Origin of the sequence: Pseudomonas sp. B21-040 (assembly GCF_024748695.1) — a bacterium.
Lineage (GTDB): Bacteria > Pseudomonadota > Gammaproteobacteria > Pseudomonadales > Pseudomonadaceae > Aquipseudomonas.
Window position 1 is genome coordinate 6612284 of the sequence record NZ_CP087176.1, and the last position, 24274, is coordinate 6636557.

Consider the following 24274-nt stretch of genomic DNA (forward strand, 5'->3'; position numbering starts at 1 on the left):
GCGACCACGACGCACCGTGACTGAGCCACCCTTGTCCTCCCTCAACCTGGAGGACAAGCCATGAACTCAATTGCTACACATCGCCATCAGCCTTGGAACAAGGGAAAGCTCGTCGGGCAAAAGGCGCCGCTCCGAGTCAGAGATATCTGGGCTATCCGCGTAAGACTTCAGCTTGCTGAGAAGACACGGGATCTGGCGCTCTTCAACTTGGCTATCGACTGCAAATTGCGTGCCTGTGACTTAACCAAGCTGCGAGTCCGAGACATAGCCCATGGGGAACATGTGTCGTCACGAGCCATCGTGATGCAGCAGAAAACCCACCACCCAGTGCAATTTGAAATCACTGAGCAAACCCGAACGGCTCTGGAGGCTTGGATGCATCAAGCCCACCTCCACAGCGAGGACTTCTTGTTCCCGAGCCGTTTGCACGACTCAGACCATCTCTCCACCAGACAGTACGCTCGAATAGTCAAAGCGTGGGTGACCGCCATTGGCCTTGACCCAACCATGTACGGTACTCACACGCTACGGCGAACCAAGGCATCGTTGATCTATCGCAGGACAAAGAATCTGAGAGCAGTTCAACTCCTGCTGGGGCATACGAAGCTTGAAAGCACCGTCAGGTACTTGGGCATCGAGGTCGATGATGCCCTGGAAATGGCAGAGCAGACAGAAGTCTGACCATACATTGCGACGGTCTACCCCAGACCGTCGCTATCCGACCCTAAGCGGTCTTACGACTTTCGCGGAAGCGGACATTCAAAGTAGTAGCGCCTTGCCTAATTATCCAACCAAACTTCAACTACTACACTGAGCCCAGTAATTCATTTTTTTAATCACTTTTTAAACGTCAATCAGGCGAAATGCCTGGCGCGAATCAATTGTTGGAATAAATCCGATGCGTTGGTGCTCTGTGATCCACCTCCGAGTCAGCTCTATATCGAAGTACCAGCCGTGGGTTTTCATCAGCACAAGCGCCGCACCCGTAATTCGACAATGCCCACAGCTCGGACAGGTTCTTTCCTCGTATTCACCATCAGTTTCAACGACCGCCGCAGACTCACCACAAATCAAGCAAGTCATGAACTACTCATTTTGGCTTTACCAAATCCCCCAGCGGGACGATGAATAGCAATCCCAACGCGTAATCGACCCGAATGGCGGCCAGGGCTGGTGAACTTTGCCTAGTTGGCTTCTTTCACCGCACTCAGAAACGCGCACGTGCGTTCCTGCTGCGGGTGTTCGAAGATTTGCGCCGGGGTGCCCTGCTCGTGAATCTGCCCTTTGTAGAAAAAGCACACACGATCAGCGAATTCCCGGGCGAAACCCATTTGATGCGTCACCATCAGCATGGTCAGGTTGTGTTCGGTGCCGAGCTTGCGGATCACGTTGAGCACTTCGCCGCACAGTTCCGGGTCGAGCGCGGAGGTCACTTCGTCGAACAGCATGACTTTCGGGCGCATGGCCAGTGCCCGGGCGATCGCCACCCGTTGTTGCTGACCACCGGACAGCTGCGATGGGTAATGCCCGAGTTTGCTGCCCAGACCCACCAGTTCCAGCAAGTCTGCTGCACGTTCACGGGCCTCGGCCGGTTTCATACCGAGCACCTGCACCGGCGCCTCGATAACGTTTTGTAACGCTGTCATGTGAGGGAACAGGTTAAAACTCTGGAACACCATGCCGATCTTGCCGCGCACTCGGCGGATGTGCCGGTCATTGGCGGGCACCAATACACCGTTGCGATTGGGCATGTGGGTCAGCAAGTCATCCTCAATGCGGATCAGTCCGTCATCGATGCCTTCGAGTGTCATCAGTACCCGCAGCAGTGTGGATTTTCCGGAGCCGCTGGGGCCGATGATCGCGACTTTCTCACCCGGCGTGACGTCCAGGTTCAAATGATCGAGCACGGTAAAGTTGCCGTAGCTCTTGGTAACGTCCTGGAAGCTGACGATCGGCTTTACCGGTTTGGTTTCCTGCATGGCCATGGCCTCCTGCGGATGCAGCGGGGTCGGGTTGCTGTGCCGTGAAAGGTCACCGGGTGTCGACAGTGGAGTAGTCATTAGCGTAGCTCCAGGCGCACTTCAAGGCGCCGTACCAGATAAGCCAAAGCAATGCTTAGGGCGAGGAAAAACAGGCCGACCATGGTGATCGGCTCCAAATAGCGGAAATTCTCGGAGCCGATGTTCTTGGCCTGTTGCATGATTTCCACCACGGTAATCGCCGACAGTACCGGCGTGTCCTTGAGCATCGCCACCAGGTAGTTGCCCAATGGAGGCAGGATCGGCCGCAGGGCCTGGGGCAGTATGATGTTGCGATAAGCGCTGTATGGGGCGATGTTCAACGCCGTGACCGCTTCCCATTGCGCGCGCGGCACCGCATCGAGGCCGCCGCGATACACCTCGGCGATGTAGCAGGCGTAATGCAGGCCTATGCCGAGAATCCCCACTTGCATCGCGGTCATGCTGACACCGTAATTGGGCAGCACGTAGTAAAGGAAATACACCTGGATCAGCAGCGGCGTGCTGCGAATGAACTCGATCACGGCGGTGGTCGGCCACGACAGCCAGACTCTGCGGCTCCTTCGACCGATAGCCAGGAACAGCCCCAGCACAATGGCAATCAGGAAGCCGACCAGGGTAATCCCCACGGTGTTAAGGGAAGCGCGCAGTAAATCGGGGAGGATTTGCCAGGCATAGGTCCAATCGAACAGTGTCATGACAGACCTCCACGCATCCGCCCGCGAGCCAGATGGCGCTCAATGTGACGCATGCCGATGTTGATCGCCTGCGCCAAGACGAAGTACATCACCAGCGCCAGGCTAAAAATTTCCAGAGTCTCGAAAGTTGCCTGATCCAATTGACGAGCCCTGAAGCTCAGGTCTGACAAGGTGATTAACGACACCAGTGAAGTATTTTTCAGCAATTCGATCAGCAGGTTGGTACCCGGCGGAATAGCGGCCAGCAATGCCTGCGGAAGAATGATGCGGCGAAAGCGCTTATAGCCGCTAAAGTTCAGTGCCGTGGACGCTTCGTATTGCCCCTTGGCGACAGAGCTGATCGCACCGCGCATCACCTCGGCGCCGTAAGCACCAATGTGCAAGCCGAGACCGACGATGGCCACGCTGTAGGGACTCAGTTCGAGGTTGAACGGCGGCAGCGGCAGCACGAAAAACAGCCAGAACAATTGCACCAGCAACGACGTGCCTCGAAACACTTCAATGTAAGCAATGGAAAACCAGCGCAATGGCCGCCAAGGCGACATGCGCCCCAGAGCCGCGAGGATTGCCGCGACAATCGCCAGCAGCGAACCGAAGATCGTCACCTGGAGTGTCACCCAGGCGCCTTGTATCAATAGCGGAAGTAATTCACCCATGGTTTAAACCTGTCCATCCGGATTAAGCAGGGAAATAGGCATCGCGCCGTGGCGCCATGCCTGTTTCGACTATTGAGCGCAGAGCTCGGCAGCCGTTTTGCTTGTCACGTTGGATTTGTCAAACCCGAAAGGGGCAACTGCCTTGAGGTGCTCTTCGGAGCCCAACCATTTTTTCAACTCGGCGTTGACCGCATCGCGCAGGTCTTTGTCTTCCGGACGGAAGGCGAGAGCACCGTATCCAATGTGTGACGGGTCATCCTTGAACTCGGTGACTGCTTCAACTTTTTCACCACCCTTGGCGGCCAAACCTTTCATGGTCAGTTGAGTACCCACTGCCGCGTCGGCACGACCGGCGCGCACGGCTTGCAACTGGGCGGTGGTGTCCGGTACTTGGAGGATTTGCTCATCCTTAACACCCGAGTCGCGGGCATAGCCCAGGTTCACCGTGCCGGCCATGATTGCCAGCTTCACCTCGGGATTCTTGGCGATGTCTTCGTAACTGTGCAGCCCCTTCGGGTTGCCTTTGGCCGTAAGCAGCGCGTCCGGCAGTTGATACTGCGGATCGGTAAACAGCACCTGCTTGCAGCGAGCCGGCGTGATGTACATGCCGGCGGCAATCACGTCGAAGCGCCCGGCGCGCAGACCCGGGATCAACGAGCCCCATTCGGTCAACACTCCGTCAACCTGTTTGATGCCCATTTTGGCAAAGATGGCTTTGGCGATTTCCGGTGATTCACCGGTGACCCTGCCGTCGGTTTCGGTAAAGGCGAACGGGGTTTCGTTGGCATAACCGATACGGATGCTGCTGTTCTGTTTGACGGTTTCCAGTGTCGTAGCTGCTTGGGCGCCGGAGACTAGGCCGAACATCGCGCAAGCTACGAACAGGTGACGCAATGCATGGGTGCTGCGGGAAGGGAAATTGCTCATCGATAAAATCTCCTGTTTCTTGTTGACCCGTCGGTGACGGCTCTGTGGTAGGAGGCAGTGTTACAAGAGCAAAGCGTACAAGGACTGATCTCATGGATCTGGGCGCAGTCCGGTACAGGTCGACTGATTTTGTTGTGGGCTTGAAGGTGCCCGGCTGTCGACCTTGAGCCGAGCATACAAAAGCGCTGAGCATCATTGTATTGCACTAGGACAATTGCATTGCATGGATACTAGCGCGATGCTGTCCCGACGAGCACAGACCCGGGTTTTAGCGCTGATGGACAAATGGAAAGCGGCACTGGATATCGTCCGCAGTGGCGAGTCAAAGTACAAGATTCTGGTGCAGGCGATTGCCGATGATATCGAGCAGGGTGTCTTGGCCAATGATCAGCGCCTGCCACCGCAGCGGCATGTTGCCGATACCATGGGTATCAGCGTGCAGACGGTCACCAACGCCTATAAAGAGCTGGAGCGTCAGGGGCTGGTGCGTTGCGAAGTCGGGCGCGGTAGCTTTGTGTCGCGGCGCATGAGCGATCGAGTGGCTACCTATATTCTCGATAGCCCTGAACGGGCCCTGGTGGATTTTTCCATCGCGCGGATCCTGCACACCCGCGAGCACGACCAGTTCTGGCGTGACACCTGCCGCGAGCTCAGCACGGAAGAGGATCAGCCGTGGATTCACGCATTTCGTCCAATTGCCGGTTTCGAGTCGCACCGCGAAGAGGCCATGCGCTGGATCGGACGGCAAGGACTGCGGGTCGAGCGCGATGACATCCTGATTACCAATGGCGCGGCCCACGGTATCTTCCTTGCGCTGGCATCTCTGGCGGGCCCCGATGATGTAGTACTTTGCGAAGGGGTCACCGATCACGGAGTGATCGGCAACTCTCAGGTATTGGGGTTCACCCTCAAAGGCCTGGAGATGGACCGTTATGGCATCGACCCGGAACATTTTGAAGACATGTGCAGCAACGAGCGCATCACCGCGCTGGTGTGCACGCCGAACCTGAACAACCCGACCACCAGCCTGATGCCGGACAGTCGTCGGCGGGAGATTGCCGACATCGCTCGGCGTTTCGGCGTGCACATCATTGAGGACGATGTATACGGGCCGTTGCTGGATGAGCATCGCGCGCCGCCGATCAGCCATTACCTGCCAGAACTGTCGTTCTATTGCACCAGCATGACCAAGTCGGTGCTGACCGGTTTACGCATCGGTTATCTGGTGGTGCCCAAGCGTTTGGCGTTGCGCACCGAGAGCATCTTGCGGGTTAACAGCTGGATGGCCACGCCCATGGTCTCCGAAATCGCCGCGCGCTGGATTCGCGACGGTCGCGCCGACACGCTCGTGCGTTTGCAGCGCAAACTGTTGGCCGGCCGACAGGCGATGGTCAGCGAATACTTGGGCGAGCACCTGCTCAGCCAGCATCCTCATGCATTGAATGCGTGGGTAGGCATTCCCCCGCATTGGGAGGTCGACAGCCTGGTTCGGGCCCTGCGTCACCGGCACATTGCCGTCACGTCGCCTGACCCGTTCACCGTGCGTGGCACGCCTCGGGCTCGAGCGGTAAGGATGTGTGTCGGAGCCGAATGCAGCGACGAAGAAATGCGGGACGCACTGATGAGCATGCGCGAGATATTCGGGCAGTACCCGCAAATCCACGATTTCTGACCGGGAAAAGTTCGCAAAAAAGTTTGTCGACTAAATTGCCCTAGTACATTCATTACGACAATCCAGTCCTCTTAGACTGCGCCCAACACCACAGTCGGGACGCGGTCATGTCAACGTTGCAGCTACATGATGTTTACCTCGCTCGCCAGCGCATCGAATCGCTTGTCCGGCGTACCCCCTTGGAATATTCGCCCAGCCTTTCGCAACGATTGGGCGTGGCGGTGTACCTCAAACTCGAATCCCAGCAAATCACCGGCAGTTTCAAATTGCGCGGCGCGAGCAATGCCGTGGCGCAGCTCAGCGCCGAGGAGAAAGCGCGTGGCGTGGTGGCGGCGTCGACCGGTAATCACGGTCGTGCTCTGGCGTATGCCGCTTCCCGGCAAGGCGTGAAGGCGACGATTTGCCTGTCGCATCTGGTGCCGGCGAACAAGGTTCAAGCCATTCGTGATCTGGGCGCCGAGGTATGCATCGTCGGCCAGTCTCAGGACGACGCCCAGCGTGAAGCCGAACGGATCGCCAACGAGCAAGGCGCGACATTGCTGCCGCCGTTCGATCACCCGGCCATCATCGCCGGGCAGGGCACGCTGGGGCTGGAAATCCTCGAACAGCAACCGGACGTGGCGCAAATCCTCGTGCCGTTGTCCGGCGGCGGTTTGTTTGCCGGTGTGGCGCTGGCGATCAAAAGCGTCAGCGCGAACATCATCACCCACGGCATCAGCATGCAACGCGGTGCGGCCATGCACGCCAGCCTCGCAGCCGGGCATCCGGTGGAAGTCGAAGAGCTGCCGACTCTGGCCGACTCGCTCGGCGGTGGCATCGGCCTGAACAACCGTTACACCTTCAACATGACCCGCGATCTGTGTGACCACGTGCATTTGCTCAGCGAGACTTCCATCGCCACTGCCCTACGCCATGCCTATCGCGAAGAGCGTCTGGTGCTGGAGGGCGCGGCCGTGGTCGGGATTGCCGCGTTGCTTGATGGATTGATTGAGCCGCGCGGGCCGATCGTGGTGGTGGTCAGCGGCCGTAACGTCGACATCGATCAGCACCTGCGAGTCCTCGCGGGCGCAGATGCGTGAACCCCAACAATAACGACTGAATGGAGTGCCGCATTGATGAGTGACATAACCTTATTGAGCGAAGCGGATCTGCGTGCCTGTGTGGCACTAGACTTGCCGAGCATCGAAGCTATCGAACAAGCCTTTGTGCTGCTGGCCACGGCAGCGGTGGCAATGCCGCCGATCCTGCGTCTGGACATCCCCGAGCACAATGGCGAAGTGGACGTGAAGACTGCATACCTGCCGGGCCTGGAGCGTTTTGCGATCAAGGTCAGTCCGGGTTTTTTCGACAATCCGAAACTGGGCCTACCGAGTCTCAACGGCATGATGATGTTGCTTTCGGCGCGCACCGGTTTGCTCGACGCCTTGCTGCTGGACAACGGTTATCTGACCGCCGTACGCACAGCCGCGGCGGGCGCCGTGGCGGCTCGAGCCCTGTCCCGGGTCGACAGTTGCAGCGTAGCGCTGATCGGTGCCGGCGAGCAGGCCGCGTTGCAGCTTCAGGCGTTGCGTTTGGTTCGGCCGATTGAATCCGTTCAAGTCTGGGCACGCGACAGCGCCAAGGCCAAAGACTTCAGCACCGAGCTGGCGCGCGACAGCGGTCTGACGGTCACGCCTTGCGCTAGCATCGACGAGGCCATGACCGGCGTGGACATTGCGATCACCTGCACCCCGAGCCGTGAACCGCTGATCGAAGCGCGCCACTTGCACCCCGGCTTGCACATCACCGCCATGGGTTCGGATGCCGAACACAAAAATGAAATTTCTCCCCAAGCGTTGGCCAAGGTCGACCGCTACGTGGCGGATCGCTTGAGCCAAACACGAATCCTCGGCGAGTTGCATCACGCTCTGGCGGCCGGTGTTATTACCGACGAATCGGGCTTGGCCGAATTGGGGCAAGTGCTCGCGGGCCAGCACCCGGGTCGGACCAGCGATGCGCAAGTCACCTTGTGCGACCTCACCGGAACCGGCGCCCAGGACACCGCCATGGCCAATCTGGCCTTCGAGCGCGCGCGCTCGGCCGGCAAGGGTTTTCAGTTCGGTAGCTAATCCACTTTTTTCATCCGTGCGTCATTTATCAGAGGGCATGTGCATGTCTCAGATAGTCGTCAATCTCCCGTTCGAACGGGAGGAATACGCCCAGCGTCTGGCCAAGGTTCGAGCGGCCATGCAGGTTCAGGGCATCGAGCTGTTGCTGGTCACCGATCCGTCGAACATGGCCTGGTTGACCGGCTATGACGGTTGGTCGTTTTACGTTCACCAATGCGTGTTGTTGGCGCTCGACGGCGAGCCGGTCTGGTTCGGTCGCGGGCAAGACGCCAACGGCGCCAAGCGCACGGTGTTCATGCAGCACGAGAACATCGTCGGTTACCCGGACATCTACGTGCAGTCCCGGGAACGCCATCCGATGGATTACCTTTCGCGGGAAGTCATCAGTGCCCGGGGTTGGGACGCGCTGACCATCGGCGTGGAAATGGATAACTATTATTTCAGCGCCGCCGCGTATTTGTCGCTGCAGAAAAACCTGCCGCAGGCCAAGCTGATCGACGCGGTCGGGTTGGTGAACTGGCAGAGGGCGATCAAGTCGCCCCAGGAAATCGCTTACATGCGCATCGCTGCGCGCATCGTCGAAAACATGCACGGGCGGATCCTCGAACGGATCGAGCCGGGCATGCGCAAAAATGAACTGGTGGCTGAAATCTACAGCAGCGGGATCCTCGGCGCTGACGGTCATGGCGGCGATTACCCGGCCATCGTGCCGCTATTGCCCACGGGTGCCGACGCCAGCGCGCCGCACCTGACCTGGGACGATTCGCCGTTCGAAAAAGGCGCCGGGACCTTCTTTGAAATCGCCGGTTGCTACAAGCGTTATCACTGTCCGCTGTCGCGCACGATCTATTTGGGCAAACCTCCACAGCACTTCCTCGACGGCGAAAAAGCCGTGGTCGAAGGCATCGCCGCAGGACTGGAAGCAGCCAAACCGGGCAATACCACCGGCGACATCGCTGTGGCGTTTTTCAAAGTGTTGGAGAAATTCGGCATCCACAAGGACAGCCGTTGTGGCTACCCGATCGGGATCAGCTATCCGCCAGACTGGGGCGAACGCACCATGAGCCTGCGTCCCGGCGACACCAGCGTGTTGCAGCCGGGCATGACTTTCCACTTCATGCCGGGCCTGTGGATGGACGATTGGGGGCTAGAAATCACCGAAAGCATTCTGATCACCGAAACCGGCGTCGAGACGCTGTGCAACGTGCCACGCCAACTGTTCGTGAAGGATTGAGCCATGAGCGACCTGCCTGACAACCCGATCAGCGCCACGGTGGATTTTGCCCGCGAAGGCGTGCAGCACGGGTTCCTCAAATTGCCGTACTCCCGGGACGACTCGGCCTGGGGCGCGGTGATGATTCCGGTCACGGTGATTCAGCGCGGTCAGGGTCCGACCGCGCTGCTTACCGGCGGTAACCACGGTGACGAATACGAAGGCCCGGTGGCGCTGAGCAAACTGGCCCAGGGCCTGACGGCCGCCGATGTCACGGGGCGGGTGATTATCGTCCCGTTCATGAACACCCCGGCGTTCCATGCCGGTCGGCGCACGTCGCCGATCGACAAGGGCAATCTGAATCGCAGTTTCCCCGGTAAGCCGGACGGCACCGTGACCGAGAAAATCGCCGATTACTTCAACCGGACCTTGTTGCCCTTGGCCGACATCGTGCTGGATATCCATTCCGGTGGCCGCACCCTGGACTTCCTGCCTTTCGCGGCTTGTCATGTGCTGCCCGACAAGAACCAGCAAGAGCAATGTGAAGCCGCTATGCGCGCCTTCAATGCGCCTTACAGCATGCGCATGCTGGAGCTCGATGCCGGGTCGATGTACGACACCGCCGCCGAGCGTCAGGGCAAAGTTTTTGTCACGACCGAACTGGGTGGCGGTGGTTCGTCCACGGCGCGCAGTGTGGCGATTGCCGAGCGCGGGGTGCGCAATCTGCTGGTGCATGCGGGGATTCTCGAAGGTGAGATCCAGACCACGGAGTCAATCATGCTCGACATGCCCGATGCCAATTGCTTCATCGACAGCGAACACGATGGCTTGCTGGAAATGTGCCGCGATCTGGGCGATAACGTGAGAGAAGGAGACGTGATTGCCCGCGTTTACGACGCTACCCGTAGCGGCGTCGCCCCGGTGGAATATCGCGCGGCCCGCAGCGGGCTGCTGGCGGCGCGCCACTTTCCCGGAGTGGTGCAGTGCGGCGATATCATTGCAGTCATCGCCGATGTATTGACCTGATCTAAAAACCTGTGGGAGCGAGCCTGCTCGCGATTGCGGCGTTACATCTCTCATTGATGTGACTGAAATATCGCTATCGCGAGCAGGCTCGCTCCCACAGGTTTGTCCTACTCATTCAGGAGATCCTCGACCCATGCACAAGCTCGATCGCTATGACCTGAAAATCCTGCGAATCCTCGCCGAAGACGGTCGGATCACCAAGTCGAGCTTGGCCGAGGCGATCAATCTCTCGGTGACCCCGGCGTGGGAGCGGGTTCGCAAGTTGGAGTCGCTTGGGCTGATAAAGGGCTACCGGGCACTGATCGACTGGAACGCGGTGTTCAAAAGCCAGCAGGTGCTGGTGGAAATCACCCTAGCCCGACACACCGCCCAGGACATGCGGCGGTTCGAACAACGCATGAACGAGGCCGCCGAAGTGGCATTCTGTTACGCCACCGGTGGCGGTGTTGATTACATGGCGATGATCCAGGCGCCGGACATTGACCATTACCAGCGTTTTATCGACCAGTTGTTGCTCGATGACCTAGGCATCGAGCGCTACTTCACCTATATCGTCACTAAAACCATCAAGACCGCGGGTGCCTTGCCGGCCGAGCTGGCGCAAGAGCCATAAACCGAGGCAAAACCATCACCGCAAAAAGCCTCTGTTTGCCGACGTTCAATCAGAAAAAACCTGTCGTTACACCCCGCCAAACGCCAACTCATCTTGGCTGCGCTGCCCTAGCATGGATTCACGCACACGGTTTGGAGTGAACGCCATGACATACAAACATCCGCTGTTGTTCAAAGCACTTTGCTACGTAGACGGCCATTGGGTCCACAGTGACAGCGGCCATAGCGTCGCCGTGCACAATCCGGCCGATCAGAAGTTAATCGGTCATGTGCCGATGCTCGATCAGCCTCAGATCATCGCCGCCGTAGATGCCGCACACCGGGCGTTTTCAGCCTGGAGTGAACAAAGCCTCGATGACCGCGGAACGATTCTGCGGCGCTGGGCGGCGTTGATCCTTGAGCATCAGGAAGACCTGGCGCGGATTCTCAGCCAGGAACAAGGCAAGCCCCTGGCCGAATCACGCGGCGAAATCGCCTACGCCGCCAGTTTCATTCCATGGTTTGCCGAAGAAGCGCGGCGCCTTTACGGGCAGAACATCCCCAGCCATATCCCCGGCGCGCATCTGGGCACGATCAAGGAACCGGTTGGCGTCTGTGCACTGCTGACGCCGTGGAATTTTCCTTCGGCGATGATCACCCGCAAAGCCGCCGCCGCATTGGCCGCCGGTTGCACTGTGGTCATCAAACCGGCCCACGAAACACCGTATTCGGCATTGGCCCTGGCGCAACTGGCAGAAGAGGCGGGCTTCCCGGCCGGCGTGTTCAACGTGGTGCTGGGCGAACCGCAAATGACCATGCAAACCCTGGTGCAGGACACTCGCGTGCGTTCGGTCAGCTTCACCGGCTCGACCCGGGTCGGCAAGTTGGTGCTGCAAGCGGCGGCCCAGGACGTGAAGACAGTGTCGCTGGAACTGGGCGGAAACGCGCCGTTTATTGTCTGCGCCGATGCCGATCTGGATCTGGCGGTGAAAGTCGCGGTAGAGGCCAAGTTCCAGACCTCGGGCCAGGATTGCTGCGCGGCCAATCGGATTATGGTCGAACGCTCGATTTATCCGGCGTTCCTCAGCCGCTTTGCCTCTGCGGTGCGCGAACTGCGGGTCGGCCCGGCACTGGTGGGTGATCAAGAGCAAAGCGTCGACATCGGCCCGCTGATGCATCAGGCCGCCTTCGATGTGACCGCCGAGCGTGTGGCTGATGCGCTGAAGCTGGGCGCGCAACGTCTGGTGGGCGGCGAAGCGCATGCCCTCGGCGGATTGTTCTATCAGCCGACGGTGCTGGCCGACGTTACGCCGCAGATGCGTATCTACCGCGAAGAGAATTTCGCGCCGATTGCTGGCGTCATGCCTTTCGACACCCTCGAGCAAGCCATCGAAATGGCCAACGACACCGAATACGGTCTGGCTGCCTACATTTGTTCCAACCGCCTGGACCTAATCTACCCCCTGATTCGCCGCCTCGACCACGCCATGGTCGCAGTCAATGGCGTCAAGTTCACCGGCCATCCGATCCCGTTCGGTGGCATGAAAGCCTCGGGGCTGGGCCGCGAGGGCGGTACCGAGGGCTTCGAAGCCTTTGTCGAAACCAAATACTTTTGCCTGCACCATCAAGGCCAGTTCTAAGGAGATCCGCCATGAGCCAAAAACTCGATTCGTTGTTCGAACAAGACCGTGCGCACTTCATGCACCCGTCGACCCATGCCCATGACCACGCCAGCGGCACGCTCAAGGGACGCATCATCAAGAGCGCGTCAGGCATTCGTATCCGCGACCACGAAGGCCGCGAATTCATCGACGCCTTTGCCGGGTTGTACTGCGTGAATATCGGCTACGGCCGCACCGAAGTCGCCGATGCGATCTACAAGCAGGCCAAGGAGCTGGCCTATTACCACACCTATGTCGGGCACTCGACCGAAGCGATCATCGAGCTGTCGAGCCGCATCATCGACTGGGCGCCGGAGGGCATGAAAAAAGTCTACTACGGCCTGTCCGGTTCCGACGCTAACGAAACCCAGATCAAACTGGTGCGTTACTACAACAACGTATTGGGTCGCCCGGAGAAGAAGAAAATCATCTCCCGTGATCGCGGTTATCACGGCTCGGGCATCATGACCGGCAGCCTAACCGGCCTGCCGACGTTCCATCAGCATTTCGACCTGCCGGCGGAGGGCGTCAAACATACCGTTTGTCCGCACTGGTACCGCAAGGCACCGGTGGGTATGGATGAAGCAGCTTTCGTGCGCTATTGCGCCGACGAGTTGGAGAAAATGATCCTGGCCGAAGGGCCGGACACCGTCGCCGCATTTATCGGCGAACCGCTGATGGGCACCGGCGGCATCATCGTTCCGCCGGCTGGCTACTGGGCCGCCATACAAGCGGTGTTGAACAAGTATGACGTGTTGTTGATCGCCGACGAAGTGGTCTGCGCCTTCGGTCGCCTGGGTTCGAAGATGGGCAGCCAGCGCTACGGCATGCGTCCGGACCTGATCACTACGGCCAAAGGCCTGACCAGTGCCTATGCGCCTTTATCTGCAGTGATTGTCGGTGAAAAAGTCTGGGACGTGATCGAAAAAGCCTCCCAATCTCAAGGTGCCATGGGGCATGGCTGGACGTACTCGGGGCATCCGATCTGCGCGGCGGCGGCCTTGGCCAACCTCGACATCCTGGAGCGGGAAAACCTGACAGCCAACGCAGAGAAGGTTGGCAGTTATCTGAATCGTCGGTTGCGGGAAGTATTGGAAGGTCATCCGCTGGTAGGCGAAGTGCGTGGCGACGGCATGCTTGCCGCAGTCGAGTTCATGGCCGATCGTGAGCAACGCACACCATTCGATGCTGCATTGAAGATCGGTCCGAAAGTATCGGCAGCCTGTCTTGAACGCGGAATGATTGCCCGAGCGATGCCCCATGGCGACATTCTCGGCTTTGCACCACCGTTGATCTTGACCGAGGAGGAGGCCGACCTGATAGTCGACATCACCAAAAGTGCGGTCGATCACGTGGCCAGCGAGATACTGGGCTAAGCCTTGCCGCTCATCCCTCCCTCCCCAAAAAACCGTTCGATCCTTCACCGTTCGGGTGGTTTTTTGTATCGCCAGTTTTGGCCTTATCGTGAATAAACTGCGAATAGAAGATTGTGACTACATAAACTCATTTTGGGAGTAAGGAGGCCCGGAGATGAACTGCTGAAGGCCCATCGAATGACTGCTTTTGGCCGATACTGCCCTTGCAACAGACTTCCATCTAAAGTGGATATCCGCATTAAGGTTGTTTAACTGACTGTCGTAGATCTTGTACACGATGCGAAGCAGATCTAATACGAAATGCGTCAGTCAGCAGAGTAATCCCTGATCGAAACCTGCTGACTGAGCTTTAATTGACTGATTTCGTGTTCAACGCTCTGAATACATTGCAGGACTTAGTGCCCCAGTATTTTCGATAGAAAAAGCTTTGCCCGCTCTGACGATGCCCCGTTGAAAAACGCCTCAGACGACGTGTCATCAATGATCACCCCTTCCTCCATGAAAACCACCCGGTCTGCCACACGCCGAGCGAAGCCCATTTCATGAGTGACTACCATCATTGTCATACCGTCCTTCGCTAGCGACACCATCACGTCCAGTACCTCGTTAATCATCTCAGGGTCCAGCGCCGAGGTGGGCTCATCGAAGAGCATGATGACGGGATCCATCGATAACGCCCGGGCGATAGCAACACGCTGCTGCTGACCACCTGAGAGCTGTGCCGGATACTTGTGGGCATGTGCGCTGAGGCCGACACGTTCAAGCAATGCCAGAGCTTTGGTTTTTGCATCGGCTGTCGCACGATTGAGCACCTTGGTTTGTGGCAACGTCAGGTTCTCGATGATGGACATATGGGGGAACAGCTCGAAATGCTGAAACACCATACCGACTTGCTGGCGCAATTTTGGCAGATCCGTTTTTGCACTGCCGATCGACTGCCCATTCACCAGGATCTCGCCTTTCTGAAAAGACTCCAGACCATTGACCGTCTTTATCAATGTCGACTTGCCTGAACCCGACGGCCCGCACACCACGACAATTTCGCCTTTGCTGACTTGGGTCGAGCAGTCTTTGAGTACTTGCAGATTACCGTACCATTTGCTGACGCCCCGCATTCTGATACAGCTGGGCTGAACATCTACAGCGTAGTTTGCGAGCGATGCCACTGCGGCAATAGTCTGAATCATTTGTCGAAATACCCCGCGCGGATAGAGGCGCCGATGAGATTGACAATCAAGCGTCCCGCCGTCACGCATGTCAGGTTGCTTGCGTTGTCCTTGCCTGGCTGTATTTCAACGATATCCATACCGACTACCCGTCCCTTTTTCACCAAACCGTGGATGAGCTTGCGGGCCTGTAAAAAGGTCACCCCACCTGGGGCCGGACCATCTACAGCAGGCATAATGGTCGGATCCAGACCATCGGCATCAATGGTCAAGTAGTAGTTCCCACCATCGGGAATACGCGCAAGCACCGCGTCCATACCGATCTCATGCAATTCGTAGGCACTGATCAACTCCGCACCATACTCGCGCGCCACCTCGAGATCTTCGGGGCGGGCGCTGCCTTGAGCACGCAGTCCGATCTGGAAAATACGGCCGACATGGGCCATTTCGGAGGCGCGACGTATTGGACTGGACAACCCCTCCTTGATCCCGTTTACGTCGTCGCGCCAGTCAAGGTGCGCATCGATATGGATGATAGTGATCGGGTCAAGACTGTCGTAGGCCCGTAAAACCGGTGTGGTAATACCATGATCACCACCAAGAATGACTGGCAACGCTCCGGCTTTGAGCAGCTGGCGTACGGCCTGCTCGGCACGTACATAGTGCTCACCCGGTTTTGCGACATCTGGCAACACGTCACCACAGTCGATGAATCGGATATCGGTATGGCCTTGCAGCAATGGGCCATCGATATCGAAATCGTAATGCCGTGGATCACGCACCATACGGTCAGTGAGCTGACGTATTGCTAACGGTGCATTAGTCTGGTCGTTGGTATATGAGCGCGGGCCGTAAGGCGAACCAAAAGGCATACCAAGCACTGCAATATCGGCCTGTTTAAGGTTTTCGAGATCGGTCATCAGTTCTGAATAGAGCAGGGTCTGATGGCTGGTACGTGGAGCGACGGTCAGGTTATTCATAAAAACTCCAAAATGATGGGATTTTCTAGCGATGTCGCCAGTGTCTTTCACGGGCTTCCAGTGCTTGGCCAAGAGCATCGAGGACAATGCTCGACAGCCAATAAAGCAATGCAGCGGTGCCTAACACTTCGAGATAGGCGAAGGTGTCAGCGGTCATCAGGTTGCTCTGATAGGTCAGCTCAGGAAGACTGGTTACCGAGAAGATCGCGGTGTCCTTGAACATCATGATGATCAGGCTGGTAGTAGGCGGGATCAGGTAGCTGAAGCTTTGCGGTACGACCACGTAGCGCTGAACCTGCCAGACGGAAAACCCCAGCGACCGCGCTGCGCGCGCCTGGCCGGCAGGCACGCTCTTCAAGGCAGCACGCAGAATTTCACTGAAATACCCGGCCGTGTAGAACGCAGTGGCACCAATGGCGATCGCAAACGATGAGGCTTGCACTCCCAGCTGTGGCAGACCGAAAAACAGCAGGTACACCACGATCAGGAATGGAATATTTCGGACAAGTTCGACATAGCAACGAGCAAACAGCCTTGGCAACCAATGCGGGGCATCGGCCATGTAAGCGAACAGAGCACCGATCAACATCCCTAGCGGAATACCTATGGCACTGACCGTTGCGGTGATTTTCAGCCCCTGCAGCAATGCGGGGATTGCGTGGCTGATCACTTCAATATCAATGGGCATTTGGCATTACCTTGGCAATGCGGCGCTCGATGAGTCGCGAGATCGACGAAGCGCACAGCAGAATAAGGAAGTAAACGATCGCTGTTGCGCTGAACACTTGCAGCGGCAGATCGCTTTGCAGCGTCGCGTTACGAGCCACGGTAGCCAGCTCACTGACGGCAATGACCGACAGCAGCGATGAGGCTTTGAGCAGTACGGTGTACTCGTTGGTCAGCGGAGGAACAGAACGATGGAACATCTGCGGCAACAGCACGTAACGCCACTTCTGATGAGCGCGCATCCCCAGTGCCTGGGCTGCAGCCACCTGACCTGCAGGAATCGAAGTCAAAGCTCCCCGCAAGATTTCACTGATGTAAGCCGCCGTGTTCAACGACAGGGCCAGGATCCCCGCCTCCAGTGGTGTCAGTGAAATACCGATCAGGCTCGGCAAAACGAAATACGCGATCAGCAACTGAATCAATAGCGGTGTGCCGCGGATGGCACTGACGTAGACCATTACTGCGAATCGGAAAATCGGTCCTGCTGCGACTCTCAGGAGAAGTAAGAGGACGCCGAACCCCAGCCCGATGAGAAAAGCCAGGCTACTTGCGATAAATGTTGTAGCCGCTCCTTGAAGCAACCCATCGAAAAAGGGTCCCAGCGCGGTGTGTGCACTCAACCAGCTCATCATTTCCAGACCCTCCTATTAGAGGGCCGCTTCAGGCAGATACCCTGAAGTCGGTAATGTCATTGTTTCGCCGAACCATTTTTTCTGCAGCTCGGCCAACTTGCCCGTAGCACGCATCTCATCCAGCGTTTCGTTGATAAAGGTGCGTACTTCAGGATTTTTAGCGTTGACTACCCAGGCCAGCAGCTTGGCATCGCCGACTTCGCCAACCGACTTATAAGTGTCCGGCTGACGACGCATTTGCACCGCCAATACGTTGCTGGGTAGAACACCAACATCGATCGAACCATTGGCAATCGCCAAGCCGACATCGGGATAGCCCTGGAATAGCTTGAGGTCAGCGTAACCCTGCCCTTTGCCGGCCTTAAGTTCTCGCTCGTATTCCTGCAGTGCTTGTTGGGCTGAAGAACCCATCTGGGTCCCCACCACTTTGCCTGCTACATCCTCGGGCTTGCTGATGGTGGTGTTGTCCGCCTTGACGACGAACATTGAGCGGACGATACCGATGGGCTGACTGAATGCGAACCGTTTGGCACGCTCCGGTGTGATCCCGACAGAAGTGGCCACGAAATCAAATTTGTTGCTCATCAATCCGGGAAGCAAACCGTTGAACGGCAAGTTCAACTGCTCCAGTTCGACGCCGAGTTTTGCGGCCATCAGTTCCAGAATATCGTGGCCGTAACCCACCACCTTGCCGTTTTCAACGAACTCATAAGGTTCGTAAGCGGCTTCGGTGCCCACTGTCAGCTTGCCACGCCGCTTGATGTCGGCAAGCGTACCTGCCTGGGCTAATGCGAAGCTTGATGTGCAGATAACCAGCGAGGTCAAGAGCACGGCTTTGACGATGCTTCGGCGACTGAGTGTTGTCATGATGCGGTCCCCCCATTTCGTGGAGTGTTGTATTTGTGAAGGTTGCTGGAACCAAATTAATCAGTGGGAAAGCGCATGTAAAATCACTTTGTTGGCAATATGGTCTTGGAATCTGATACCTTTTCCCCATGAACCGATTTGACCTTACCGAGCGTGACTTACGTTCTCTGCGTATTTTCTGTGCTGCCGCTGAAGCCGGTGGATTTGCTGCGGCTGAACGCCGACTGAATATGACCAAAGCCTCCATCAGTAGGCATATCAAGGAGGTAGAAGAACGCCTGGGTGTTCGTCTGTGCGAGCGAGGTCCGGCCGGTTTCAAGCTGAGCGCGGCCGGGAGGGTGGCGCTGGAGTTGACGACTAATGCACTCAACTCTCTTGAACGAATCAAGCCTGAAATTGATGCGGTACGTGCTGTGATATCCGGCACTGTTTCGATTGGTACTGTCGAGCATATGCTCGCTGATCCGAATTTCCGACTGGCGGAAGCACTTAAAGAACTGAGACGAAGGGCACCTAATGTTCAGGCAGAAGTGGCTGTGATGACCTTTGCCAATTTGAACCAGGCACTGCGCGAGCGCCGGGTGCAGGTGGCTATTCGTGGGATGTACAGAAAAGAACGAGCCTTTCATTACCAAAAGCTGTTCGTCGAAGACCATCGCGTATATGTAGCGAATCAAGCGCCGCGCGAGAGGCAGCTCCGACCTCAACTGGTTTATCGACCGCATCCCTTCGTCGAAGAAACGCTGGCTGCACATGGTTTTGAACGAGGCCCCGAAGCTGCGGGATTGGAAGCGATCGCGATGCTCGTTGAAGGCGGTGGTTATGCGGGGCTACTACCGGAGCACTATGTCGAACTCATTACCCCGCGCTTCGACTTTCGCGAGTTACCGGAAAGCCCCGTGTTCCATAACACCATCTGCGCAATAACCGAGGCTTCTCGCCCTCTGTCACGAAGCGCAGAGCTTTTTCTAGAGATCCTTGACGAATTGCATGCAAGCGACGCCTCCATCTCGAATCGGAATAGCGCCAGATAGAAAACGAATGGTTCCGGCACAATGAATCCTCCCAAGTTTCGTAGATACCCCGGCGAGTCCTGGCTGATCAAAAGACGTAGACGCCGAGTTGACCCGAGTGCTGAAACAAGACTGCCCCCCAACTCGGCCATGTCGTCATTTGGTTTCTCGGTATCACGAGTAGTCGGCGTCGGCCCAAATCTGATGGTGGCAACAGGCAAAAATCGGCCATTTTCTGCTGACAGGCACAAAACGACCCATAGGCGACGTTCATCGGACGGACTCACACGTTTAGCTGCTTTTTGCCGTGGTGTTTATATCCGTGAACTGCCTCCATTTCCGGGAACAGTTGCGACAACGATCTTGACTTTGATGCCTAAGGCCGTGGCCACTTTCAGAACGATAGAAAGGTTCGGATCACCATCCTTAGAAAATGCCCGGTACAGCGTGGCTCTACTAATTCCGGTCTCGCGAGAAAGCCGGCTCATTCCTTTGTCTCGCGCAATTGTGCCCAGTGCAGCAACCAATACGCTCGGATCATTCGCCATCAGACCGCTCTCCAGAAGGGCGGCAAAATCCTTATCACTGATTCGACTGTCCGACTCAACCAAACCTGTGTAATGCATAGCAGCCTCCCCGTGATAAGAGCGTCTCCTAAAGCAATGGCTACGCCAGAGTCGGTGAAGATGCTCATATGAAAATCTAGACCATTCCGGACGCATTAACGCGATGTGCTGGATCTTTCTATCCCGCACTCTGAAATTTAAGTGTTCTGATGTTCCTCGGTCTTAATGACTGATCAGATTCGGAGGGTTGTTACCCGGTTTTGGCCCCATTTCGCTCAGTCGCAAAGGTCAGAAAGCGGTCATGGGCGGCCATTCGGCAGACGCTGGTAGACGGCCTGCTCGGCCCGATGCACCGCCCCGATCATGGCCCGGTAGGCCTCGGCGCCAATCAACCCGGCGGCCTGCAGTCCCAGGGTGAAGCCAAGGGCGTGCGCGATGTGGTGTTGGATAATCGGGACCGCCAGGTGCTCACCGATGCGCTGTAGCTCGGTGTCCCAGGCCTGTTGCAAGGACGGGGTCGGCAGGCGCAGCGGCAGCGGCAGCGGGTCATCCGGCATCGGTTCTTTTGAGCGCGACATGGGGAGGCTCCTGGGCGAATGAGTGGCCGACGGTGCGTCAAACCAGAGGGCCGGGGGTCGGTATACCAGTCTAGGCGGTGGTGATTTCCGCCGCCAATCAAAAAGGCCCCCGCACCGGGCTGAGGTGGGGGCCTGTTTTACATAAGCGGCGTTATGGGTAATCGGCGGTTTTTTTTATGGCGTTCAGCACCATAGGTAAGTGATAGCCCCCGTTTTTGGGGAATTGTCCTAAAGGAAAATTGATGTCTGGTGTAATGACGTGGCGGGTTTATCGCGGTGCCGCGAAGCGTGGCGCTGACGTGGCCTACTGGCGTGGATTTTGCTTCGACGGTTAGAGGCAGCATTCATTGATGCATCAAAGCCGGAGATTAGCGCCTTGTGGAAACATCCTCTACTGCTCGGCATTACCTGTGGATTTGCGATCTTCACATTCGGTTTGGTTGTGAGCTTTAGCGTAATCCTGTGGCAGATGAGATAACCAATCGATTAACGGTAAGCTTTCTTGATAAACAGCCGTACGATGCCCAACTTAAACAGGAAGCGCCCATATGCAGCGCGTAAACGAATTATCCCCCATAGACTCGATCGACCCACTCTCTGTGCGTTTGCCGACGGAATCGCTGCAATGCGCTTGGGAAACGTCGCTGGAAAACATCATTCAGGCCCGCACGGAACTGGCCATTCTAGAGCACGTTTCAATCGCCCGGGGTTTTGCATGGGGTGTCCATGCGGGTGCGCTGGTTGACCATACGGATTTCACTTCGATGGGCGCGAAAATCATCCTGGCTCACCAAGAGGCCTTAGATAAATGCAGGAACACCATCATCGAGAACGGTTGACTGTAGTTCATTAGAATCCATGCATGGTTGTGAATGAGAAGTGAATCATCCCGGATATTCTGGAGCATCCGACGACTGCTTTTGGCCGATTGTGTTGAAAAAGTCGACCCGGCCCAATGGGCAATGCATTGAGCGGTGAAAACGTAATTTTTGTACGCTGCTACGTAAAATCTGAGCCCTGATCCTTCTGCGCGTAGTGCGGATTTCAATCTCAGACGCGTTCTTTCCTGAGCCGAAAACCGCAGCCGACTTTTTCAACAGAATCGGCCGTTTGTTGCCTGTCACGACCGGCAAAAATCGGCCAAAAGTGGCCTTTGAGTTCAACGCGCAATTACAGCCCAAGAGTGGCCACTCGATCTACTTTTCGGGCACCATAAAGCTGGGCAAAAACGAGCTATGAGTATGAAACATGAACTTTGGCTGGAACCCGATGGTTGCCAGACTTTCTGCCTGGTAGGTATTCACGGTGATGACGCGCGCAATCTTCTTTCAGAAAACTCCCAACTGGTCTGGACGGTCGAAGCTGACAGTTACTTCGAGGCGGTGACCAAATACTACTCCTTCATGGCATGGGGTGATTACCAGACAGATTTCCCCGAACAGGACCAAATGTCCTACGCAGAGCTGGGATGGGATGAGTAACGGGTGGCAAGCGAGAGGATAAGCAGCCCCGCCTTTTTGAGCTCTAGACCCACGTCCGTATTGGGTCGATTACAGCCCCCTGGCCTCAGGCAGAAATCGGCCAAAAGCGGGCATCCGAGTAGATAAAATTTGCCCCCCTTTTCGCTCGCTGGTCAGCTAAAAACTACGCTATTGTGCCCGTTAGCTTATCGGCCTGACCGACATTCAAGGCTTCATCGGTTCCGGAACTGGAGTTCTTTACCATGCACGAGCGAGCTTTCGAAATACTTGTTCGAAACTGCTTAGAAGACATTTTCGGGATTGGCTGGTATCTGCTTGCTCAGCAACTTTCGCTGCCCTCTGGACGGTTGGATCTGCTCATCGCGGACGGCCTAGACAATCGCCACCTTCTTGAGCTGAAGAAGGGGCGCGCTACGCCGGCGGCGATCGCTCAAGCGGTCCGATATTCCGAAGAACTTTCTGCGCTGCTGGATGGCGCAACAGTGATGCCATGGGTGATTGCACATGAGATACCGACGCGAGTCGCAGAGCACGCCGTGAGTGCAGGGGTAAAGACGCTAGCAATCTCATTTGCGAGATGTGAGACGTTAATGATGGCGCGCGGTCTTGATGAGAGAGATCTACTTGGCGACCGCAGAATCGCCGGTGTATTGCATGGAGGTTCCGGAAAAGCGGGGCTATGGGAAACTTTCGATAATGAGGAAGCGTTCAGTGGAATGCCAGCCACGATGGCCTCGCTATTGCTCCAGCTCGAAAGAACACCGCATTTCATTGTGCAGTCGGGAAGGATGCAAACTGCTGTGTACTACCGCGGAGTAAAGCTTGGCGGAGTAAATCGAAAGCACCGCCACTGCTACATCTCGGAGGGTGTAGTCCTCCGAAACGAATTTGTAGAGTTTCTATCGCATCATGGGTTTCGGCGGAAATGTAAGACCCAGGCATCAAGTTCCCACGAACATATCTGGTGGGAGGCGCCGTTACAGCACTCTGTGCAATTTGGCTCAGCGTTGCAGCAGGCTCAACTCGTCGTCGATCACTCGCTTCGCGTAATCTAATCCGTTTTAGTTTTCAGCGGATGTCCGTCCTGAAGCGGCCCTGCTTCAGGAGATGCATTCAAATCTAATGTTGTTAGCCTCAAGCCGTTCGCGAACGTCTGTAAAGGGTCGGTTGCAGCCCTTCATGACAGCCTGCAAGCGGCCAACAGTAGCTATTCATCTAACCTTACTGACTCGGTCTAATCGGAGGATGTCGCCCTTGGATACAATCGTCAAAATGCAAGACATCGCTAGCCGTTATCAAAAGGTGAGTGGTCTAAGTGAACGCCGATTTTACAGCATTTTTTTTAGCCGAATTGATCCATCCGAAGCGCTCGTCGTAGGCATTAAACCTGGTGGAAATCCTTCAAAGTGGTCTGAATCCGAACTGGCCTCTCAATCATTTTATGAAAACTGGGAGCATGAGTATGTGGATTGTGACTATCCAATCCAAAGGGCAATGCTGCCGCTTCTCATGGAAGTTTTTGGTATCAGCAAGGAAGAGGTCAGGAAGATACCAAAGTCTAATCTTGCCTTCCGAAGGGCCTCCAGTGTAGAAACCTTTAAGGTTGAACAAGGAATCACATTAGATGAGGCCCAGCGCGAAGCCAAACCATTTTTGGAGGAAATGATCTCGTTCATTTCGCCGAAGATAATCCTCTTGGAGGGGATCACCACGTTTGATTTTTTTCGTGCTAATTACTGCCAAGGCAAAGTTGATCAAAATTTAGGGATTCCAATTTATACACAACATCGAGGCAGGCAGGTTCGAATTTTTTTCGGGGAAAAACTTTTTGTGAACTGTCTAGGACGTGAAATACCAATTATCGCAGTTGGTCATCCTTCGTACTTCGCTAGCAAGCCAGAGTGGGTGAAAGTTATCCGCCGGATAAAAGAGATAGTGGCAAACAGCAGAACTGACAATTGTCAGGAGTCAACACTTGTGACTCTCACGGATGCGCCTGCCGGAAAAACTAGCCTTTCACTCCAGAAGCACGGGAATCTTATCATCCGAGTCATAAATCGAGAGGCAGAGCCCTATCGCCCTAAAACTCAGCGGGCGCTAGCATGGCAAGTCGTATCGTTGATGGATGGCCTAACCGTTTCTCAAGTACACCATATCCTTGAGCTACTAGAACCCAATATTCAGGGAAAAGTAGGTCGACCATTGGGTTGGGTGGTAGATGCCATAGACAGGGGGCTCGTCGAAATACATAGACAGTGATCATGCCAAAGAGAGCCGGAGAATCCAGTGGATGATCCAGCATATGACTCGGCTGGAGTA

At 56.3% G+C, this 24274-nt stretch carries 26 protein-coding genes; 14 read left to right on the plus strand and 12 right to left on the minus strand.

The annotated features are described in order from the left end of the window. Positions 1-60: 60 nt before the first annotated feature. Positions 61-681, plus strand: coding sequence for a tyrosine-type recombinase/integrase (locus LOY55_RS30385; RefSeq protein WP_258667327.1), 621 nt, complete (start codon positions 61-63; stop codon positions 679-681). Between the two features lie 162 nt (positions 682-843). Here the strand turns inward: LOY55_RS30385 and LOY55_RS30390 are convergent, their stop codons facing one another. The 5 genes from LOY55_RS30390 to ehuB form a co-directional block, all read right to left on the minus strand. Further along, entirely contained in the window at positions 844-1083 is a 240-nt protein-coding gene (locus tag LOY55_RS30390; protein ID WP_223525594.1) for a hypothetical protein, read from the minus strand. Positions 1084-1184: 101 nt separating this feature from the next. Continuing rightward, positions 1185-2060, minus strand: coding sequence for an ectoine/hydroxyectoine ABC transporter ATP-binding protein EhuA (gene ehuA, locus LOY55_RS30395; RefSeq protein ID WP_082457645.1), 876 nt, complete (start codon positions 2058-2060; stop codon positions 1185-1187). Beyond that, positions 2060-2716, minus strand: coding sequence for an ectoine/hydroxyectoine ABC transporter permease subunit EhuD (ehuD, locus tag LOY55_RS30400; protein WP_060543916.1), 657 nt, complete (start codon positions 2714-2716; stop codon positions 2060-2062). The genes ehuA and ehuD overlap by 1 nt, the downstream gene beginning before the upstream one ends. Continuing rightward, positions 2713-3372, minus strand: coding sequence for an ectoine/hydroxyectoine ABC transporter permease subunit EhuC (gene ehuC, locus LOY55_RS30405; RefSeq protein ID WP_060543915.1), 660 nt, complete (start codon positions 3370-3372; stop codon positions 2713-2715). Before ehuC ends, ehuD begins: the two co-directional genes overlap by 4 nt. A 69-nt stretch (positions 3373-3441) precedes the next feature. Then, positions 3442-4299: an ectoine/hydroxyectoine ABC transporter substrate-binding protein EhuB gene (ehuB, locus tag LOY55_RS30410; protein WP_060543914.1), complete on the minus strand. Its 858-nt coding sequence runs from the start codon at positions 4297-4299 to the stop codon at positions 3442-3444. A gap of 277 nt (positions 4300-4576) precedes the next feature. On the opposite strand from ehuB, the gene LOY55_RS30415 reads away from it, so the two are divergent. The 8 genes from LOY55_RS30415 to LOY55_RS30450 all read left to right on the plus strand — a co-directional run bounded on the left by LOY55_RS30415 (position 4577) and on the right by LOY55_RS30450 (position 13946). After that, positions 4577-5971, plus strand: a complete 1395-nt coding sequence (locus tag LOY55_RS30415; RefSeq protein ID WP_060544068.1) for a PLP-dependent aminotransferase family protein — start codon at positions 4577-4579, stop codon at positions 5969-5971. A gap of 107 nt (positions 5972-6078) precedes the next feature. Next, positions 6079-7050, plus strand: a complete 972-nt coding sequence (eutB, locus tag LOY55_RS30420; protein WP_223525593.1) for a hydroxyectoine utilization dehydratase EutB — start codon at positions 6079-6081, stop codon at positions 7048-7050. Positions 7051-7086: 36 nt separating this feature from the next. After that, positions 7087-8079 carry an ectoine utilization protein EutC gene (gene eutC, locus LOY55_RS30425; protein ID WP_223525592.1) on the plus strand — a complete coding sequence of 331 codons (993 nt, stop codon included), beginning with the start codon at positions 7087-7089 and terminating at the stop codon, positions 8077-8079. Positions 8080-8122: 43 nt separating this feature from the next. Next, positions 8123-9313, plus strand: coding sequence for an ectoine hydrolase DoeA (gene doeA, locus LOY55_RS30430; protein ID WP_060543911.1), 1191 nt, complete (start codon positions 8123-8125; stop codon positions 9311-9313). Positions 9314-9316: 3 nt separating this feature from the next. Further along, positions 9317-10318: a N(2)-acetyl-L-2,4-diaminobutanoate deacetylase DoeB gene (gene doeB, locus LOY55_RS30435; RefSeq protein WP_060543910.1), complete on the plus strand. Its 1002-nt coding sequence runs from the start codon at positions 9317-9319 to the stop codon at positions 10316-10318. A gap of 133 nt (positions 10319-10451) precedes the next feature. Next, positions 10452-10931, plus strand: coding sequence for an Lrp/AsnC family transcriptional regulator (locus LOY55_RS30440; RefSeq protein WP_223525591.1), 480 nt, complete (start codon positions 10452-10454; stop codon positions 10929-10931). 145 nt (positions 10932-11076) lie between these two features. Continuing rightward, entirely contained in the window at positions 11077-12549 is a 1473-nt protein-coding gene (locus LOY55_RS30445; protein WP_258667348.1) for an NAD-dependent succinate-semialdehyde dehydrogenase, read from the plus strand. A gap of 11 nt (positions 12550-12560) precedes the next feature. Beyond that, positions 12561-13946 (plus strand): aspartate aminotransferase family protein, encoded by a 1386-nt coding sequence (locus LOY55_RS30450; RefSeq protein ID WP_223525589.1) that lies wholly within the window; start codon positions 12561-12563, stop codon positions 13944-13946. Positions 13947-14341: 395 nt separating this feature from the next. Here the strand turns inward: LOY55_RS30450 and LOY55_RS30455 are convergent, their stop codons facing one another. The 5 genes from LOY55_RS30455 to LOY55_RS30475 form a co-directional block, all read right to left on the minus strand. Continuing rightward, complete coding sequence (locus LOY55_RS30455; RefSeq protein ID WP_223525637.1) at positions 14342-15061, minus strand: amino acid ABC transporter ATP-binding protein; 720 nt, start codon at positions 15059-15061, stop codon at positions 14342-14344. A gap of 68 nt (positions 15062-15129) precedes the next feature. After that, positions 15130-16092: an agmatinase gene (locus tag LOY55_RS30460; RefSeq protein WP_258667350.1), complete on the minus strand. Its 963-nt coding sequence runs from the start codon at positions 16090-16092 to the stop codon at positions 15130-15132. A 25-nt stretch (positions 16093-16117) separates the two neighbouring features. Beyond that, entirely contained in the window at positions 16118-16780 is a 663-nt protein-coding gene (locus LOY55_RS30465) for an amino acid ABC transporter permease (RefSeq protein ID WP_258667352.1), read from the minus strand. Further along, the gene (locus LOY55_RS30470) at positions 16770-17450 is read right to left on the minus strand and encodes an amino acid ABC transporter permease (RefSeq protein ID WP_223525586.1); all 681 of its coding nucleotides are present in this window, start codon (positions 17448-17450) and stop codon (positions 16770-16772) included. Before LOY55_RS30470 ends, LOY55_RS30465 begins: the two co-directional genes overlap by 11 nt. Before the next feature lie 15 nt (positions 17451-17465). Further along, positions 17466-18317: a transporter substrate-binding domain-containing protein gene (locus LOY55_RS30475; RefSeq protein ID WP_258667354.1), complete on the minus strand. Its 852-nt coding sequence runs from the start codon at positions 18315-18317 to the stop codon at positions 17466-17468. A 128-nt stretch (positions 18318-18445) separates the two neighbouring features. Between LOY55_RS30475 and LOY55_RS30480 the strand changes: the two genes are divergently transcribed. Beyond that, entirely contained in the window at positions 18446-19351 is a 906-nt protein-coding gene (locus LOY55_RS30480; protein WP_258667356.1) for a LysR family transcriptional regulator, read from the plus strand. A gap of 293 nt (positions 19352-19644) precedes the next feature. Here the strand turns inward: LOY55_RS30480 and LOY55_RS30485 are convergent, their stop codons facing one another. Further along, the gene (locus LOY55_RS30485) at positions 19645-19956 is read right to left on the minus strand and encodes an addiction module antidote protein (RefSeq protein WP_194940115.1); all 312 of its coding nucleotides are present in this window, start codon (positions 19954-19956) and stop codon (positions 19645-19647) included. Between the two features lie 239 nt (positions 19957-20195). Next, entirely contained in the window at positions 20196-20474 is a 279-nt protein-coding gene (locus LOY55_RS30490; RefSeq protein ID WP_223525579.1) for a hypothetical protein, read from the minus strand. Between the two features lie 548 nt (positions 20475-21022). On the opposite strand from LOY55_RS30490, the gene LOY55_RS30495 reads away from it, so the two are divergent. The 4 genes from LOY55_RS30495 (at position 21023) to LOY55_RS30510 (ending at position 24214) form a co-directional block, all read left to right on the plus strand. Continuing rightward, positions 21023-21313: a hypothetical protein gene (locus LOY55_RS30495; RefSeq protein ID WP_223525578.1), complete on the plus strand. Its 291-nt coding sequence runs from the start codon at positions 21023-21025 to the stop codon at positions 21311-21313. A 402-nt stretch (positions 21314-21715) separates the two neighbouring features. Next, positions 21716-21955 (plus strand): hypothetical protein, encoded by a 240-nt coding sequence (locus tag LOY55_RS30500; RefSeq protein WP_258667363.1) that lies wholly within the window; start codon positions 21716-21718, stop codon positions 21953-21955. A 242-nt stretch (positions 21956-22197) separates the two neighbouring features. After that, positions 22198-23010, plus strand: a complete 813-nt coding sequence (locus LOY55_RS30505; protein ID WP_408980970.1) for a hypothetical protein — start codon at positions 22198-22200, stop codon at positions 23008-23010. A gap of 199 nt (positions 23011-23209) precedes the next feature. Continuing rightward, entirely contained in the window at positions 23210-24214 is a 1005-nt protein-coding gene (locus LOY55_RS30510; RefSeq protein ID WP_258667366.1) for a hypothetical protein, read from the plus strand. Positions 24215-24274: the final 60 nt, after the last annotated feature.

What these genes read in the sequence shown, in the direction of transcription:
- LOY55_RS30495 (WP_223525578.1), top strand. Translation starts at nt 21,023, where the DNA reads ATGCAGCGCGTAAACGAATTATCCCCCATAGACTCGATCGACCCACTC.
- doeB (WP_060543910.1), top strand. Translation starts at nt 9,317, where the DNA reads ATGAGCGACCTGCCTGACAACCCGATCAGCGCCACGGTGGATTTTGCC.
- LOY55_RS30440 (WP_223525591.1), top strand. Translation starts at nt 10,452, where the DNA reads ATGCACAAGCTCGATCGCTATGACCTGAAAATCCTGCGAATCCTCGCC.
- LOY55_RS30415 (WP_060544068.1), top strand. Translation starts at nt 4,577, where the DNA reads ATGGACAAATGGAAAGCGGCACTGGATATCGTCCGCAGTGGCGAGTCA.
- LOY55_RS30465 (WP_258667352.1), bottom strand. Translation starts at nt 16,780, where the DNA reads ATGCCCATTGATATTGAAGTGATCAGCCACGCAATCCCCGCATTGCTG.
- ehuD (WP_060543916.1), bottom strand. Translation starts at nt 2,716, where the DNA reads ATGACACTGTTCGATTGGACCTATGCCTGGCAAATCCTCCCCGATTTA.
- LOY55_RS30470 (WP_223525586.1), bottom strand. Translation starts at nt 17,450, where the DNA reads ATGATGAGCTGGTTGAGTGCACACACCGCGCTGGGACCCTTTTTCGAT.
- LOY55_RS30455 (WP_223525637.1), bottom strand. Translation starts at nt 15,061, where the DNA reads ATGCGGGGCGTCAGCAAATGGTACGGTAATCTGCAAGTACTCAAAGAC.
- ehuC (WP_060543915.1), bottom strand. Translation starts at nt 3,372, where the DNA reads ATGGGTGAATTACTTCCGCTATTGATACAAGGCGCCTGGGTGACACTC.
- doeA (WP_060543911.1), top strand. Translation starts at nt 8,123, where the DNA reads ATGTCTCAGATAGTCGTCAATCTCCCGTTCGAACGGGAGGAATACGCC.
- LOY55_RS30505 (WP_408980970.1), top strand. Translation starts at nt 22,198, where the DNA reads ATGCACGAGCGAGCTTTCGAAATACTTGTTCGAAACTGCTTAGAAGAC.
- LOY55_RS30460 (WP_258667350.1), bottom strand. Translation starts at nt 16,092, where the DNA reads ATGAATAACCTGACCGTCGCTCCACGTACCAGCCATCAGACCCTGCTC.
- ehuA (WP_082457645.1), bottom strand. Translation starts at nt 2,060, where the DNA reads ATGACTACTCCACTGTCGACACCCGGTGACCTTTCACGGCACAGCAAC.
- eutC (WP_223525592.1), top strand. Translation starts at nt 7,087, where the DNA reads ATGAGTGACATAACCTTATTGAGCGAAGCGGATCTGCGTGCCTGTGTG.
- LOY55_RS30485 (WP_194940115.1), bottom strand. Translation starts at nt 19,956, where the DNA reads ATGCATTACACAGGTTTGGTTGAGTCGGACAGTCGAATCAGTGATAAG.
- eutB (WP_223525593.1), top strand. Translation starts at nt 6,079, where the DNA reads ATGTCAACGTTGCAGCTACATGATGTTTACCTCGCTCGCCAGCGCATC.
- LOY55_RS30500 (WP_258667363.1), top strand. Translation starts at nt 21,716, where the DNA reads ATGAAACATGAACTTTGGCTGGAACCCGATGGTTGCCAGACTTTCTGC.
- LOY55_RS30445 (WP_258667348.1), top strand. Translation starts at nt 11,077, where the DNA reads ATGACATACAAACATCCGCTGTTGTTCAAAGCACTTTGCTACGTAGAC.
- LOY55_RS30475 (WP_258667354.1), bottom strand. Translation starts at nt 18,317, where the DNA reads ATGACAACACTCAGTCGCCGAAGCATCGTCAAAGCCGTGCTCTTGACC.
- ehuB (WP_060543914.1), bottom strand. Translation starts at nt 4,299, where the DNA reads ATGAGCAATTTCCCTTCCCGCAGCACCCATGCATTGCGTCACCTGTTC.
- LOY55_RS30385 (WP_258667327.1), top strand. Translation starts at nt 61, where the DNA reads ATGAACTCAATTGCTACACATCGCCATCAGCCTTGGAACAAGGGAAAG.
- LOY55_RS30450 (WP_223525589.1), top strand. Translation starts at nt 12,561, where the DNA reads ATGAGCCAAAAACTCGATTCGTTGTTCGAACAAGACCGTGCGCACTTC.
- LOY55_RS30390 (WP_223525594.1), bottom strand. Translation starts at nt 1,083, where the DNA reads ATGACTTGCTTGATTTGTGGTGAGTCTGCGGCGGTCGTTGAAACTGAT.
- LOY55_RS30490 (WP_223525579.1), bottom strand. Translation starts at nt 20,474, where the DNA reads ATGTCGCGCTCAAAAGAACCGATGCCGGATGACCCGCTGCCGCTGCCG.
- LOY55_RS30480 (WP_258667356.1), top strand. Translation starts at nt 18,446, where the DNA reads ATGAACCGATTTGACCTTACCGAGCGTGACTTACGTTCTCTGCGTATT.